Below are 14,495 nucleotides of genomic sequence, written 5' to 3' on the forward strand. Positions count from 1 at the left end.
CTATGACAAAAGTATTAGGAGGAAAAAAATGTCAAACAGTGAAAAGGTTTGGTTTATAACAGGAGCCTCAACAGGCTTTGGAAAGGCACTTACGTTAAATTTATTAGAGCATCATTATCGAGTAGTTGCTACGGCACGAAATCCCCAAGATATTGAACGTTATTTAACAAATGAAACTGATGTATTGGTTTTACCTTTGGATGTTACCGATAAAGGACAAGTCGAGCATGCTGTGAAGCGTACGATTGAGTATTTTGGTCAAATCGATATTCTTGTAAACAATGCAGGGATCGGCTATTTTTCTTCAATTGAAGAAGCCGATGAGCAGGAGGTTTGGAAATTGTTTGACGTTAACTTCTTTGGCTTAGCCAACGTAACGAATGAAATTTTACCTATAATGAGGAATGCGCAGGCAGGTCATATCTTAAACATCTCATCCGTTGGTGGTCTTGTCGCTTTCCCTGGATTTGGCTATTATCATGCCAGCAAATTCGCACTTGAAGGCTACTCAGAAGCACTTTATCAAGAGGTAGGACCTCTTGGGATAAATGTTACGTTAATCGAACCTGGTGATTTTACCACTGATTTTGCTGGTCGCTCTGCCAAAGAAAATAAAAGGAAGATTGCTGATTATGACGAAACTGCTGGAAAAAATATTCGCGGTCTTCGTCAGTTGAGCGGACACCAACCAGGGAATCCAACCTTGGCAGCGGAAGCAATGATAAAAATGACTGAAAGTTCGATGGCGCCACCCTTGCGACTATTATTAGGAAGCGATGCGTATAAGCATGCAACCGAAAAAAATAACGCCGCCCAAATAGCGATTGAAACATGGAAAGAGTTGACACTAACAACCGATTATTGAAAGAAGTTGCTTCAGTGTAAAAAAGTACGTAACTCAGTTAGCCTCTGAGTTACGTACTTTTTTAGATTATTTTTTTCTAGCAACATGAACTTTCAATTGCTTGCCTTTGATCGTTCGTTCTTTCATTGCTTGAATGACAAGTTGACCTTTTCCATTTAAAATATCGATATAGGTCACGTTCTCTTGTATGGTGATGATCCCGATGTCCTCTGAAGCGACACCGTCGATTTTGGAAATAGTTCCAACAAAATCAAGCGCTCGTAATTTCTTTTTCTTACCGCCATTGAAGTAAACTTTTGTGATTTCTTCATTTAATCGTTTAGCTTTTTGGTGTTTTGGTTTTTGTCTTGTTGTTATTTTTGCCTCAAATGCTGACTTACTTCTCGCAACTAGTTTGGCATTTGGCAATGTGATTCGCGTCATGCTCAGATCGGCAAAATGTTCGATTTCTTTTTTTAGCGTTTCTTCTTTCGGTGTGACAAATGTTAGAGCAAACCCTTCTTTTCCAGCTCGACCTGTTCGACCTACACGATGGATGTAGCTTTCTTTTTCAAACGGAACATCTAAATTGATGACGTGCGTGATATTTTCAATATCGATACCACGAGCTGCTACGTCTGTTGCTACAAGATAGCGAAACTTTCCTTTTCTAAAAGCGTCCATTACTTCAAAACGATCTTCTTGCATCATCCCACCATGCAATTTGCCAACAGGATAACCTGCTTCAACCAAGAAATCATACGTATCATTGACTTTTTCTTGTGTATTCCCAAAAATAATGCAAGTGTCCGGATTTTCAACAATCGTCACCGCTTCTAAAGCAGCCATTTTATTAGTTTCAGTGACATCTAAAAAAGCATGTTGAATTTTTGGCGTTGTTTTTTCTGTAGCTGCGATTTTTATTACTGTTGGTTCATGCAAATACGAGCGACTCATTTGCTCAATAACTTTTGGCATCGTCGCAGAGAATAACAAGGTATTCTTATTTTTGGGTAGAGCTGCGATAATTTCTTTTACTTGATCGATAAAACCCATATTTAGCATTTCATCTGCTTCATCAATCACTAAACAATTGATTTTTTCAAGAGGAAGACTCCCTTTGATGACATGATCCAGTACTCGCCCTGGTGTCCCTACTACTATGTGGCTTTTTTGTTTTAATTCTGATTTTTGTTTGATATACGATGCTTTTCCATACACTGCAGTTGCCTTGATTCGTTTATAGCGCCCAATATTAATCAAATCTTCTTGGACTTGTTGTGCTAGTTCTCTGGTAGGTTCTAATACAAGAACTTGCGGCTTATTTTCAGTCCATTCTACTTTTTCACAAAGTGGGATACCAAAACTAGCAGTTTTTCCACTACCAGTCTGAGACTGAACTAAAACATCTTTTCCATCTAAGACAGCTGGAATAACTGCCTGTTGAACTGCAGTCGGTGTATCATACCCTAAATCCGCTACAGCCTTTATGATTACGTCACTTAACCTATTATCAACAAAATCTCTTTTATCCATATTTCCCTCATTCTTCTATTTATTGGATTAATTTTTTAACACTGATACTTACTTGATAAAAATAGAAATTGGAAAAGAGAATTCATCCCTGATAAACAGCAGTGGTGCAATAGCTCTTTCTTTTTAAATTTATCACTCAATTGCTTATTATCTATGAAAATTGATTGAACTGCAAGTTTTCACGAATTTTTTTTCTACGTTTTTATCTTTTCTTCGTTTATTTGTCGATTGTTTGCTCCATATTTGAGGGAAATCGCTCACCGTATACTTTGATTTCAGAGAGTTTGTTCATCTCAGTGACAGACAATCGCAGCTTTGATGCAGAAGTATTCTCTACTAAGTAATCGATATGCCTCGTTCCAGGAATCGGAATCAAATTCTTATTTTTAGTTAAAAGCCATGCTAAGGCAACAACGGCGGGCTTACATTTATGCTCCTTAGCGATTGTAGTAATCACGTCAACAATATTTCTGTTTTTAATTAACGTTTCCTCTTTAAATCGTGGAAAGTTGTTGCGCCAATCTTCTGCTGACAAATCATTGGTTTGTTGAATCGTTCCCGTTAAATACCCTCTTCCTAAAGGTGCAAAAGGAACTAAGGTGATAGCCAATTCATTACATAGTGGAATAATTTCTTTTTCTAATTCTCGATACCAAATTGAATATTCTGACTGTAGCGCCGTTATCGGATGGATGCTATTAGCTCTTTTGATTGTCTTGGCCGAAGCTTCGCTTAGTCCGAGATATCTTACTTTCCCCTCTTTGACAAGTTCTGCCATTGCATAGATTGTTTCTTCAATCGGCACTAAAGGATCTACTCGATGAAGATAGTATAAATCTACATAATCTGTCTTTAGACGCTTTAAACTACGCTCAATACTATTTTTTATATATTCAGGTGATCCATCAAGCCGCTTTTGCCCGCTTGAATCCGTGGATAACACTTGATCATAAACGTTTCCAACTTTCGTTGCCAAGAAAACATGTTTCCGATTGTTCTTCAAGGCTTTTGCTAGTAATTCTTCATTTTTTCCAGCACTATAAAAGTCTGCAGTATCCCAAAAATTACAGCCGATTTCAAGCGCTTTTGCCAATACATTTAAATTTTCGTTTTCATCCGACGGACCATAAGCATGTGTCATTCCCATACAACCTAATCCTATCTCGCCCATGAAATCATTTCCGATCTTTCTTTTTTGCATTGTTTAACACTCCCTCAATTGATTTACGTACAATAGAAGCATATACTAATCTAAATCCAGAAAATAGCCGTCCGTTTATCCTAGGATAAATTGTGATAGAAAAGAGTGAGCCTCAATGGAAAATTACACTAAAAACAAGGAACTTGGTCATTTTTTGAAAAGTCGCAGACAGATGATTTCACCCGTTCAAGTTGGCATACCTGATAGCAAGCGCCGCCGAGCTTCTGGGCTAAGGAGAGAGGAAGTTGCTTGGCTTTCCAATGTTAGTATTAGTTGGTATACACGGCTCGAACAAGGAAAGGAAATACAGGTTTCATCCCAAGTACTACTAAGTGTCGCTAAGACATTACACTTAAACGCGGATGAAACAATTTATAGCCTAAATCTTGCTGGGTTTAGTTCAGGACTGTATGAAAACATTCCTCTTGAAAAAGTGTCTCACATGGTTCAGCATGTTTTAGATAGTTTTGTGACCGCTCCTGCGATAGTACTTGATATTTATTGGAATATTATTGCTTGGAATAGTATCTCCTGTTCGCTCTTTTATGATTTTGAGCAACTAGAGCCATGTGACTGTAACTTGCTTAAATTACTCTTTTTAAATTCTGATTTCAAAAAACTATACCAACAACCGACTTGGGAAATGAAAGCAAAAATAACGTTGGCAAATTTCCGGCGTTCTTTTATTCAAACAATCAATGATGAGCAATTTCTATCGTTGATAGAGCAATTAAGTATACTCAGTCCTGAATTTAATACTTGGTGGTCAGATCACAACATTGCATCCGAACATGAATTGACTAAAACAATTGTTCATCCCCAGTTAGGTGAATTGATCTTTGAACATACTAGTTATCCCCTTTCTGACAAAGACAATCTCAAAATGTATGTTAACTTACCTAAAAAAGACAGTACTACAGAAAAAAAGATTACACATTTTATTAGTTAAAACGAGCCTGTCCCTAGAAAAAGATAAAGTCAAAATCTTAGCTAAAATCTGCTTTAAAAGCTAAAATTATATTACAATAAAATTAACGATGAAATATAAAGAAGGTTTTTTAATGACAATTCTAAAGAGATATGGTTTTTTTATTATGATTTTAGTTATTTTAAGTGAGCTTATTGTACCTTTTGTTTTGATTGCTTTTTATCCTCATTATAATCCAATCACGATGCTAATCAGTGATTTTGGTGAAGATGGTAGCCCAACAAAAATGGTTTTTAAAATGTGGCAGTTAGTTGATGGTAGTCTATTTCTTTTGGCTGTTCCAAGTTTTTATGAACGATTCAAAAGAACCTCCAAGTCATTAGCTATCTGGCTTAGTGTTATGATATCTACTTTTGCGATAGGCGATTGCCTTGTTACTGGGATATTTGACCGCTCACCTAGTGTAACAACTATTGATATTGAAGCTATGATCCATGATTATGCATCAGGTGCTGGTTTTGTAGCGCTACTTATTGCGATCTTTCTTTTAATCAAGCTCTACATTTTGGAAGAAAATCAGTTGGCTATTCGTGGACTTTTCATTGTTTTTATCCTTTCAGCTTGTTTTATGTTTCTATTTGCGGAACCAAAAATTCCTATTGTGAGAGAGCTTCAGATTCCTTATCGTGGACTTTGGCAACGAGCCAATTTATTATTTCTTTATCTGCCATTTTTCTTTGTAGCTTGTGGGAATTTAGATTTCAGAAAATAGCAACAAGAAACTGGGAGTGAAACAAAAGTAAACATCACTTTTGTTTCACGCTCAGTTTCTACGCAAAATTATAAATAAGGTTTGGTAATCAAGTCATTTGAAGTTGCTAATTCTTTTGGTGTACCGCTAAACATTAATTTGCGACCTTTATTACCACCTTCTGTTTCCCAATCCGCTTGTTTGATCATACTTAGATGATGTATAAAAAAATTAGATTACTTCCTTCATCTATCATTTGATTAAACTGTTGCAACAATTGATCAATATCCACTAAATGTAAGCCATCGGTCGGTTCATCCAACAAATAAATCGTCCCCTTCTTAAGAAGCTGGTTCGCTAATTTCAAGCGCTACAGTTCGCCCCCGGAAAGTGTTGTTAACGATTGATTCAAACGCAGATAGCCTAAGCCTACTTCTATCAAAGTTGATAATTTTTTTGACAAACTGATCAGCAAAAAATTGACAACTCTCATTAACAGTCATTGCTAAAACATCCACAATTGTTTTGCCTTTATAAGTGTATTGTAAAATCCCAGGATCATAACGCGTGCCATGACAAATTTCACAAGGGAGCACAATATTTTCCGTAAAAGCAATATCGGAAACAATCATACCTTTGAGTTTACACGAAAAGACTTTTAACACGATTCAAAATTTCAGCGTTTGATATTAAAAGTCTTTTCATTATTCTATTTTTTCTAGCTCTTTTTTTAAGACTTTTAGGATTCTGTTAACGTCCAGTGCGCAGTTTCTCTGATTCTGGGTATCGATCTCCTACAATTTTAATTTCTTGTAAAGCTTTTGCAATAATCGCCTTTTCCTCTGACGTAAACTTTACATCCAACGCTTTGATATTCTCTAAAATACGTTCCTTTTTAGTTGTACCTGGAATCGGAACGATCCAAGGTTTTTGATCAAGTATCCATGCAATCGCAATTTGTGCGGTTGTAACACTCTTGCTCTCTGCAACTTTCTGCATAAAATCAAGCAAAACTTGATTCGCCTTCATTGCTTCTTGAGTAAATCTCGGTAACTCTCCCCGATTGTCATTTTGATCAAAAGTAGTATTCTGATCTAACTTACCAGTAAGATACCCTCTACCAAGAGGACTATAAGAAACAAAGCCGATACCCAGTTCATCTAAAACTGGAAAAATTTGTTTTTCAGGTTCACGCCACCAAATAGAATATTCACTTTCTACAGCCGTTAAAGATTCAACTCTATGAGCTTTTCGAATTGTGTCAGCACTAGCTTCTGAAAGACCCCAATGTAAAATTTTACCTTCTTGCTTAAGTTTTTGAATCGTAAGTGCAACTTCTTCAATCGGAGTATTAGGATCGATGCGATGGATATAATATAAATCGATATAATCTGTTTTTAAACGTTTTAGCGAACCTTCTACGGAGGAAATGATCGATCGTGGACTACTATCAGGTTGATTGTTTAAACCATCTATTTTAAATCCTCCTTTTGTTGCGATTTGTACCTGTTTTCTTTTTCCAGCTAAGGCTTCTCCAACCAATTCTTCATTAGTATACGGACCATATACTTCAGCCGTATCAAACATTTTGATTCCTGCATCAACAGCTGCATGAACGACTTCGATCATTTTATTTTTATCTTGTGCAGGTCCGCGATGATAATTTAACCCCATACAGCCAAAACCAATTGTTGACGTCTTTATGCCATTTTTACCAAGTTGTCTTTGTTTCATCTTGTATCCCATCCTTTCAAAATCATTCATTTTTAAATCAAATTTTATTCTATATAATTGATTTTACTTGTTAGAGTCCACTATAAGTCAAGTAGAATCGGTTCTAAAAATGGAGACAAAATAAAAAAACAAGACAAATTTTAACGTTTTGCCTTGTTTTTATCAACTCATATTGAGCCTAGCGAACAAAAGCCTTCATCGTTTTAATTGTTTCGCCTAGGCTTACGCCATAAGGCTCAATATCATACGATTCAATTGTGGCTGGGATAATAAAAGTTTGTGCGTATTGAATTCGATAAGGGTCAAATTCTCCTGTCGGGCTGGTCACTAATGCTTCTTTTCCTTCAACTAAATTTAATACATTGACACTTCCGTGATTTTCATGACGTACTTTTCGATTAAATGTATGACGTCTTGTTTCGATAAATTCTGTTTCATGAAGACCCGTTTTTTCTTCCAGCCACCCTTCACCCTTTGCGATTGTGCTAAAAGGATTAATTAGTTCTTTTTCAACCCATTGCTGGTCTTTGTAGATATCAATATTCGCTTCTCCATGATCAATATTGACGGGTCTAGGTAGTCCATCAAAATCCACACGATCCCAATCCCATAATTTAAACGTAAAGCGATTTGGCGTTGCACTAATTTCTAAAATAACAGAGTCTTTCCCACTAGAATGAATCGTACCTGAAGGAATCGAGTAATGATCGTGCTTTTTCATTTGATAACGATAGATATATTTTTGATCATCGAAACTAACGTCCCCTTTTTCTGCTTCTTTCAGCGCACTGATCAAGGCATCTTTCTCAACACCATTATTTACACCTAGATAAACAACTGCATCATTTTTGGCCTCTAACACATAATAACTTTCATCTTGAGTATAATTAACACCAAATTTTTCTTGTGCATAATCAACTTTTGGATGAACTTGTAAACTCAAATTTTGACCATCCATCGTATCTAAAAAATTAAAACGGATCGGAAACTCATGCCCAAAACGACCGAAAGTTCGAGTGCCTAACAATTCTTCACCAAAGTTAAAGATCAAATTATTAGCTGGTATTTCAATTCTTGTTCCAGAGAAATTCAAAAGCAAACTATTTTCCTCAGGCACTCCATTAAAACTCCAAGCCAAATTCTTTTCTTTTCGACCAACATCAAATGTTTTTTGCATCCAAGTGCCACCCCAAATTCCTGGATCAAAAAACGGGACTAATGAAAATGGCTGCGCGACTACTTCTTTTAGACCACCTATATAATCACTATACTTGATTAATTTAGGGTTTGCTTCATCATGAATGTCCAATAGATAGTCAATGTTATTTGCGATTTTCCGTTTGTAACGGTCGGCAAGCGGCCACTCAAAAAAGTAACCACGCTTGATCATTCTCAACGAATCTTCCCCTGTATTCGCTCCTTGCCAGTTACTATATTCACCTGAACGATAGCGTTTTTGGATTTCCCAACGGGCTAAATCCACATAAATGATTAGATCAATATTCTCAACCAATGAAGCACCTACACCGTAAATAATGGAGAATTTACCTTGGCTTCGCTTTTCATTTAACTCATCAGATACTAATTTGAACTGTTTTTCGTCAATAAAATCCTCAAAAACGTGATGACTCATCAATCCAAAGATTCGATCATCCGTTAAAATGTCTTTGATTTTTTCATTTAATTCAGTTGAATTGATAAATAGTTCCTTACTACTAATAATCAACTCAGGGTTTAACGGGGTAATGATTTCTTCTAAAATAAGGGTCTCATTTGTAACTGGGTAACATTCTATTGCGATCGTATAGGCTTCATCTTTCCCCTTTTGTGCTAATAAGGTTCTAACAATCTCTTCATAAGATGTACTTACGTTTGCTGGATGTTGAATCTTTATCTCAGGTCGTACAATGGCTGACTTCAATTGTTTTCTCTCCTTTTTTAAATACTCTAACCGGAAAATGGCAGTTAACGTAATCGTGTCCAGATTCACTTAACCAACACGCACCAACGGATAGTTTTTCAGTACCTGTATTAATCAAACGATGACTTGTGTTTCCTGGAATATAATGGATAGAGCCTTCTGTGACGTCTTCAAGTTTATAGGTGTTATCTTTAAAAACGATTAACAACAGGCCTTTTCCTTTCATTCCCCAATAATATTCACCCGTATCTTTTTCCCGATGAATATGTCCTTTTGTCATATAAAATTCATTTCCTACGGTTCCAGGCATTACATGAGATATTCCTAAAAATAGACCACCCTTGCACCCTTCAACTAAGCCATTATCATGATACTCAACCTCATAAATAATTTTAGTCAGGTCAGGTTCTTGGTTCCCATGCAGATAATGATCAACATAACTTTCAAGTCTAGTTTGACTAGATTTAACTGCCACTCCTTCAAGTTTAGGTATGATTGGGTTAAAATGAATTATTTTTTCTCTCATCATTCGCGATTTTCTCCTTTCTATGGTCGAAAATCATTCCAAAGACTTTGATAGCTTAATGGATCTGTGACGAATTCAAATTGCGACGGATTTTCTTCGTATTGCCTATATAAATTTTGTTTTGATAAGCCAAATTCTGGGTATTCTCTCGCCTGTTTTACTTCCATACCTTCAGGTGAATAATTAGGATTTTCGATCCAGTTTATTTCACCATCCGTTACAACTGGATAATAGGCTAAACCTTGACGAGCTCTGATTTCTTGATACTCAAATGCGTAGTCACGAATACACCATGCACCGAATAACATTTTTTGATGTTGAGAAGCGTTCACTGTATAGTGAGCCCATTTTGGCGGCACAATCACAATATCTCCTGGTTTAGCTAGTATTGCAGCACATCGGCCTGGTCGCTCGGAAACAAACTCTTGCATGTAAATGTAAGCTTCCCCTTGCCAAATTTCATAAACCTCTGGTGTAGAGGAATTACATGAAGGCGATATTGCATGAATATGCCCTTGACTGCGAACCAATTCACTTCCGATTAAACCAGCATTATAAGCAACTACCCCATATAATAGATTACGAGTTATCAAATCATCTGCATGTTGCTTTTTCCCAACATCCATTGCGATTGAATACAAAACATCAGGTCCTTTTGCTTCACTGTCTAATAAACTATGACGAACATCATTCAAATATCTTTGTTCTACTTTTTCAGGATGAAAAACATCCAAGCCAAAATTCAAAGCTAGATCTGCTTCATTCAAATAGACATCTAAGACTTTATTAAAAGTCATCTTCTGTCTCTCCAGTTGAATGGATCGTATACTCTTGAATTGTTTCTTTTGCTGCAGTGATTGCATCAGGTATTAATTGTTCTGTTGGTTTTATTGCACTTGATAAAACCAAATCCAGTACTAAAGGAAGATTCATTCCGCTTAATAGCCGGACATCCCCACTTTCAGCAAAATAGCTATAAGCTGTTGCACCCGGTGAGCCTGAAGGTATATCACTCACAAGGATTGTACTATCACATTGGCCATCATTTGGTAACAGGGTAAGTTTCTTTTTGAAATGTTCGATTCCAGCTTCATCGAGTTCTACGGCATGAAGTTGAGACTGCTCTCCGACGATAAATTCCAGCGCCTTTTTCATGCCTGTAGCTAAACCTAAATGGCTGACTAAAATGATTCGATCATTCATTTTATTCATTCTCCTTTTTGAAATGTCGTTCTATTATTCCTACAATTTTTTAAAATAAGTATGCTAATCCCACACCAGCAAATGCAACCACAAAATAGATCATAATTAATTTAACGGGTGAGACATTCTTTTTAGCCATCAAATACCAAGAAAAGAAAATTACCATGAGTGGTGCCAATTTAGGAAAAATCCCATCTAAAATGGCTTGAATGTCGATCTCTGTTCCAGTTAAGGCAAATTTTGCAGGTATTTCAAGTTTTACGTAAGATGCCGCAACACCTCCAATTACTGTCATCCCCAATACCGTAATTGCTTTTGTGATTTGTTGCGCTTTTTCTCCTGTAAAAACATCAACAGATTCTGCTCCAAGTTCATACCCTTTAAAAAATAGGTAGCGAGAACCAAAATACATAATACAGTTATAGGCAACAATGTAGAAAAGAACGCCTAAAATACTGCCGTTTGACGATAAGCCCATTCCGATTGAAAGTAAAATTGGAATCAACATGCCTGGTACCATCGAATCACCGATTCCAGCTAAAGGACCCATTAAACCAATCTTCAAACTATTGATTAATTCACCTGTAATTCCAGTGTTTCCCAGAGCCTTTTGTTCTTCCAAGCCAGCAGAAATTCCGTTTATCAAAGCTCCAACCTGTGGTTCGGTATTATAAAAGGCCGTGTGACGCTCCATCATTTCTTTTTTCTTTTCCGGTTCATCGCTATACAATTTATCTGCTATGGGCTCCATTGAAAGAGCAAAACCCATTGCTTCTAAAAACTCAAAACTCATAGCAACTAAGTTATACATCATCCACTTATGATACGATTTCGTTAATGTTTTTTTATCTAGTATTTTTTCAGCCATCGTTAAAATTCCTCCTCGTCATCTTCTTCATCTATCACACCATTTGACATAACAACACTCTTTTTGCTTGAACCTGTATAATATAGATAAGCAATCACAGCCGCTATAATTGTTAGCGCAATCATATTTAAATTCAAAAAGACAATACAGACAAATCCTAATAAGAAGAAAAGAAATAATGAGTTCTCTTTAACAACAGCTGTCAATAACATTGCAATTCCAATTGCTGGTAAAACGCCACCTAAATAGCTCATGACATCGATCAAATATTGTGGCATTGAATCTAGCATAGATTTGGCAAAACCTGAGCCGAAATAGACTACTAAAAATGAAGGGACAAATCGAGAAATAAAGTTTGTTGCTTGCGGTCCTGCAATTGCATTTAATCGAAACTTACGGTAATCACCTTCTTGAATCGCAGCGACTGCCCGATGATTCCAAAAAGAGTTAACAACCTGATATAGATTAAATACGATGGTACCAAGAACACCAATGGTTGTCGCAAGTGTGACAGCAACTTCAGTACTTGCATTGGACAACATGGCTAAAGCAATTGCCGGAAAGGCCACAAAGTTCAAATCAGCTGGCATTTGTCCACCAGGGGTTACCATTGCTATATAGACGGTCTGAATTGCGACCCCTATCAATATTCCTTGTTTTAAATCACCTAAAATAAGTCCTACAATCATTCCCGAAACAAGTGGTCTAGTGATCGTATACCAACCACCTGTTAGTCCTAACAGCCAAGGTGTCGATAACGCACCAAGGTAGCAAAAGACCGAAATTGCAATGGCCTGTAATAACAATGTCCCATCCATTAACTTTCTCCTCCTTCAGCTTTAAGCTCCGTCCAGGTTTTCTTTTTAGAATCAGGCACTAACTGAAACGAGACCGTCATCCCATTTTTTTGCAACGTATCAAAGGCCACTTCTTCTGTTGGAATCATACTTAGATTTTTCCCATATTTTTTTGCACCATCTCTCACACTCATCGGTCCGACATTTAACTCCTGATGCTCAGAAATAAAATCGACACCGCTTTCAAAAATTCTGACTAAAGTTTCGGGTGAGCGAGCAATCAGAAAATAGTGTCGTTTACTTTCAACAATTTTTGGCCACTTTCTAATTAGTTCTTCCTCTGTTAAAACAAATCCTTTTAACGGTGAAGGGACTGCTGATTTCAACATTTTTGCAAGTACTGGGTTATTTGCTGACGGATCGTCCACCGCTACTACACCATCACATTTTCGTTCGCTCATCCATCGTGTCACTACTTGGCCATGAATAATTCGATCATCGATCCTAATAAATGAAATTGCCATTTTTCTTCCTCCTCATATTGACATATTGTCATTACATTATATTATAAAGAAAATATATTCCTGTTTTCAGAAATACACTTTCATTTAATCAAATTTAGCCTTCTACATAATAACGATACTCGCTACCAATGTAAAAACACTCAGAATACTCGTGAAACACTTTCCCTAACTGTTGCGTAATTCTTACTCGTTTTAAAATTGGTGTATGCTCATTGATCTTTAACGCCTCGACTAATTGCTCACTTGGCTCGATCGCTTCCACATATTCTTTGATCGAATCGACAACAATGTCAAAGGTTTTCAAATACTCGTAAAAAGAACCATAATACTCTTCGGCATCTGTTGAAAAATCTGGATCATACGTAAAATATGTATCAAAAAATGCAAATGCTAGATCCTCTGTTCCGAAAACTCGCTGTAAGTTTAGAACTGGATCCCCTTCTTTAATATTTAGAAAATTAGCGATCTTAGCAGAAGCAGTCTTTTTTTCTATATGAGCTTTTAACGTGTGTACTTTCCGACCGAGATCATTCATTTCTTGAGTAAAACTTTTTACTGTTATCTCTTTAACTTCAGGCTCTTTTGATTGGACAAAAGTCCCTACTGCACGTTTTCGGTATAGAAGACCTTCGTTGACGAGTTGGTCAATTGCTTTTCGAATGGTAATACGACTGACATCATAAATATTGCACAACTCAAACTCTGTTGGAATCTGATCTTCAACTTCCCACTCTCCAGAATGAATCTTAAATTTTAAATCGCTAGCGATTTGAATATATAAGGGTAGTCTGTTGTCATTCATTGTTTCACCTTCCGTTCACATCTCATTGTCATAACAATAGCACATCACCATATTTATTACAAGACATTTTATATCTGAAATTTATTTCAAATCGATTATTTTTATAAAAAAAGCTATATGCTTGCGTTTTAAATCGAATTACCACTAATTCTTGACACTCTTTTTTTAGTATAACAATAGCGAACATTGTTATACATCTTATAATCAAAAAAGAGAACAACAAAACGAATTTTCGTTTTGTTGTTCTCTAAGTTCAATACACGTTCATAAAAGTAGCTTAAAGCAACAAGGTGAGCATAATTGCGTTGCCCGTTAATCCTACATAGCCTTCCCTCTATAACTATTTATTCCCCTATTATCATCAACTGACATTTTCGATTTCGTTTACGATTTTGATCAAAGTCTATAAAATAGATATAACCAACTGATCCGATTTGAAGCGCCGTTTCTTTGATAATAAAGGTTTCACTTGAGCCAAATAAAGAAGCACGAATATGAGCATCTCCATTTAGAATCGTACCAGGATCACTTGGATAATTTGGATCATCCAAGCTCATTAGAAAGTCAAGATGCTTAGGACCTGGATAACGATAATTTGTTTCTTCTGACAACTCCCTAGGAATGATCTTGTCTAGAATTCGATTTAAATCCACTTGTAAAAATTCATCTCCATTGAAATCTAAATCGTGAACAAATTCTTCAAAAATTACTGAACAGGTCGTATGAGGGGACTGAACTACGCATATTCCGTTTGCTATCTCACTTTCCTTAACAGCTTGTTTCACCACTTCAGTGATATTATGATAACTCACACGTTGTCCATTAGAGGTTAAACTTAAATCCTTCGTATATGTCTTCAT

At 36.4% G+C, this 14,495-nt stretch carries 16 protein-coding genes; 3 read left to right on the plus strand and 13 right to left on the minus strand.

Annotated features, from left to right (window positions below):
- Positions 1 to 28: 28 nt before the first annotated feature.
- Complete coding sequence (locus RV15_RS11435; RefSeq protein ID WP_071878178.1) at positions 29 to 865, plus strand: oxidoreductase; 837 nt, start codon at positions 29 to 31, stop codon at positions 863 to 865.
- Positions 866 to 931: 66 nt separating this feature from the next.
- Here RV15_RS11435 and RV15_RS11440 read toward each other — a convergent pair whose 3' ends face one another.
- Together RV15_RS11440 and RV15_RS11445 are read right to left on the minus strand one after the other, a co-directional pair.
- Positions 932 to 2,380, minus strand: a complete 1,449-nt coding sequence (locus RV15_RS11440) for a DEAD/DEAH box helicase (protein WP_071878179.1) — start codon at positions 2,378 to 2,380, stop codon at positions 932 to 934.
- A 217-nt stretch (positions 2,381 to 2,597) separates the two neighbouring features.
- Entirely contained in the window at positions 2,598 to 3,581 is a 984-nt protein-coding gene (locus RV15_RS11445; protein WP_071878180.1) for an aldo/keto reductase, read from the minus strand.
- 115 nt (positions 3,582 to 3,696) lie between these two features.
- Between RV15_RS11445 and RV15_RS11450 the strand changes: the two genes are divergently transcribed.
- Positions 3,697 to 4,530: a helix-turn-helix transcriptional regulator gene (locus tag RV15_RS11450; RefSeq protein WP_071878181.1), complete on the plus strand. Its 834-nt coding sequence runs from the start codon at positions 3,697 to 3,699 to the stop codon at positions 4,528 to 4,530.
- Between the two features lie 112 nt (positions 4,531 to 4,642).
- Positions 4,643 to 5,281: a DUF998 domain-containing protein gene (locus RV15_RS11455; RefSeq protein WP_071878182.1), complete on the plus strand. Its 639-nt coding sequence runs from the start codon at positions 4,643 to 4,645 to the stop codon at positions 5,279 to 5,281.
- 320 nt (positions 5,282 to 5,601) lie between these two features.
- Here RV15_RS11455 and RV15_RS18955 read toward each other — a convergent pair whose 3' ends face one another.
- From RV15_RS18955 to RV15_RS11510, 11 genes are all read right to left on the minus strand, one after another.
- Complete coding sequence (locus RV15_RS18955) at positions 5,602 to 5,925, minus strand: hypothetical protein (protein ID WP_071878183.1); 324 nt, start codon at positions 5,923 to 5,925, stop codon at positions 5,602 to 5,604.
- Between the two features lie 85 nt (positions 5,926 to 6,010).
- A complete protein-coding gene (locus RV15_RS11465) occupies positions 6,011 to 6,994 on the minus strand; it encodes an aldo/keto reductase (RefSeq protein WP_071878184.1) in 984 nt (327 codons plus the stop codon).
- 178 nt (positions 6,995 to 7,172) lie between these two features.
- On the minus strand, positions 7,173 to 8,915 hold the full coding sequence (locus RV15_RS11470) for a class I mannose-6-phosphate isomerase (RefSeq protein ID WP_071878185.1): 1,743 nt from the start codon (positions 8,913 to 8,915) through the stop codon (positions 7,173 to 7,175).
- Positions 8,890 to 9,441: a glucose-6-phosphate isomerase family protein gene (locus RV15_RS11475; protein ID WP_167364096.1), complete on the minus strand. Its 552-nt coding sequence runs from the start codon at positions 9,439 to 9,441 to the stop codon at positions 8,890 to 8,892. Before RV15_RS11475 ends, RV15_RS11470 begins: the two co-directional genes overlap by 26 nt.
- A 20-nt stretch (positions 9,442 to 9,461) precedes the next feature.
- Positions 9,462 to 10,238, minus strand: coding sequence for a glucose-6-phosphate isomerase family protein (locus tag RV15_RS11480; protein ID WP_071878187.1), 777 nt, complete (start codon positions 10,236 to 10,238; stop codon positions 9,462 to 9,464).
- Positions 10,228 to 10,644: a PTS sugar transporter subunit IIA gene (locus RV15_RS11485; protein ID WP_071878188.1), complete on the minus strand. Its 417-nt coding sequence runs from the start codon at positions 10,642 to 10,644 to the stop codon at positions 10,228 to 10,230. The genes RV15_RS11480 and RV15_RS11485 overlap by 11 nt, the downstream gene beginning before the upstream one ends.
- Positions 10,645 to 10,693: 49 nt before the next feature.
- Positions 10,694 to 11,512, minus strand: coding sequence for a PTS system mannose/fructose/sorbose family transporter subunit IID (locus RV15_RS11490; RefSeq protein WP_071878189.1), 819 nt, complete (start codon positions 11,510 to 11,512; stop codon positions 10,694 to 10,696).
- Between the two features lie 2 nt (positions 11,513 to 11,514).
- A complete protein-coding gene (locus RV15_RS11495; protein ID WP_083429168.1) occupies positions 11,515 to 12,330 on the minus strand; it encodes a PTS mannose/fructose/sorbose/N-acetylgalactosamine transporter subunit IIC in 816 nt (271 codons plus the stop codon).
- Entirely contained in the window at positions 12,330 to 12,833 is a 504-nt protein-coding gene (locus RV15_RS11500; protein ID WP_071878190.1) for a PTS sugar transporter subunit IIB, read from the minus strand. The genes RV15_RS11495 and RV15_RS11500 overlap by 1 nt, the downstream gene beginning before the upstream one ends.
- 94 nt (positions 12,834 to 12,927) lie before the next feature.
- Positions 12,928 to 13,635: a GntR family transcriptional regulator gene (locus tag RV15_RS11505; RefSeq protein WP_071878191.1), complete on the minus strand. Its 708-nt coding sequence runs from the start codon at positions 13,633 to 13,635 to the stop codon at positions 12,928 to 12,930.
- Between the two features lie 344 nt (positions 13,636 to 13,979).
- Positions 13,980 to 14,495: a YjbQ family protein gene (locus RV15_RS11510; RefSeq protein ID WP_071878192.1), complete on the minus strand. Its 516-nt coding sequence runs from the start codon at positions 14,493 to 14,495 to the stop codon at positions 13,980 to 13,982.

The organism is Enterococcus silesiacus (genome assembly GCF_001886225.1).
Classification (GTDB): domain Bacteria; phylum Bacillota; class Bacilli; order Lactobacillales; family Enterococcaceae; genus Enterococcus_L; species Enterococcus_L silesiacus.

Excerpts from the sequence above, each read along its gene's own strand:
- RV15_RS11435 (WP_071878178.1), top strand. The coding sequence starts at position 29 with ATGTCAAACAGTGAAAAGGTTTGGTTTATAACAGGAGCCTCAACAGGC.
- RV15_RS11440 (WP_071878179.1), bottom strand. The coding sequence starts at position 2,380 with ATGGATAAAAGAGATTTTGTTGATAATAGGTTAAGTGACGTAATCATA.
- RV15_RS11445 (WP_071878180.1), bottom strand. The coding sequence starts at position 3,581 with ATGCAAAAAAGAAAGATCGGAAATGATTTCATGGGCGAGATAGGATTA.
- RV15_RS11450 (WP_071878181.1), top strand. The coding sequence starts at position 3,697 with ATGGAAAATTACACTAAAAACAAGGAACTTGGTCATTTTTTGAAAAGT.
- RV15_RS11455 (WP_071878182.1), top strand. The coding sequence starts at position 4,643 with ATGACAATTCTAAAGAGATATGGTTTTTTTATTATGATTTTAGTTATT.
- RV15_RS11465 (WP_071878184.1), bottom strand. The coding sequence starts at position 6,994 with ATGAAACAAAGACAACTTGGTAAAAATGGCATAAAGACGTCAACAATT.
- RV15_RS11475 (WP_167364096.1), bottom strand. The coding sequence starts at position 9,441 with ATGAGAGAAAAAATAATTCATTTTAACCCAATCATACCTAAACTTGAA.
- RV15_RS11480 (WP_071878187.1), bottom strand. The coding sequence starts at position 10,238 with ATGACTTTTAATAAAGTCTTAGATGTCTATTTGAATGAAGCAGATCTA.
- RV15_RS11485 (WP_071878188.1), bottom strand. The coding sequence starts at position 10,644 with ATGAATGATCGAATCATTTTAGTCAGCCATTTAGGTTTAGCTACAGGC.
- RV15_RS11490 (WP_071878189.1), bottom strand. The coding sequence starts at position 11,512 with ATGGCTGAAAAAATACTAGATAAAAAAACATTAACGAAATCGTATCAT.
- RV15_RS11495 (WP_083429168.1), bottom strand. The coding sequence starts at position 12,330 with ATGGATGGGACATTGTTATTACAGGCCATTGCAATTTCGGTCTTTTGC.
- RV15_RS11500 (WP_071878190.1), bottom strand. The coding sequence starts at position 12,833 with ATGGCAATTTCATTTATTAGGATCGATGATCGAATTATTCATGGCCAA.
- RV15_RS11505 (WP_071878191.1), bottom strand. The coding sequence starts at position 13,635 with ATGAATGACAACAGACTACCCTTATATATTCAAATCGCTAGCGATTTA.
- RV15_RS11510 (WP_071878192.1), bottom strand. The coding sequence starts at position 14,495 with ATGAAGACATATACGAAGGATTTAAGTTTAACCTCTAATGGACAACGT.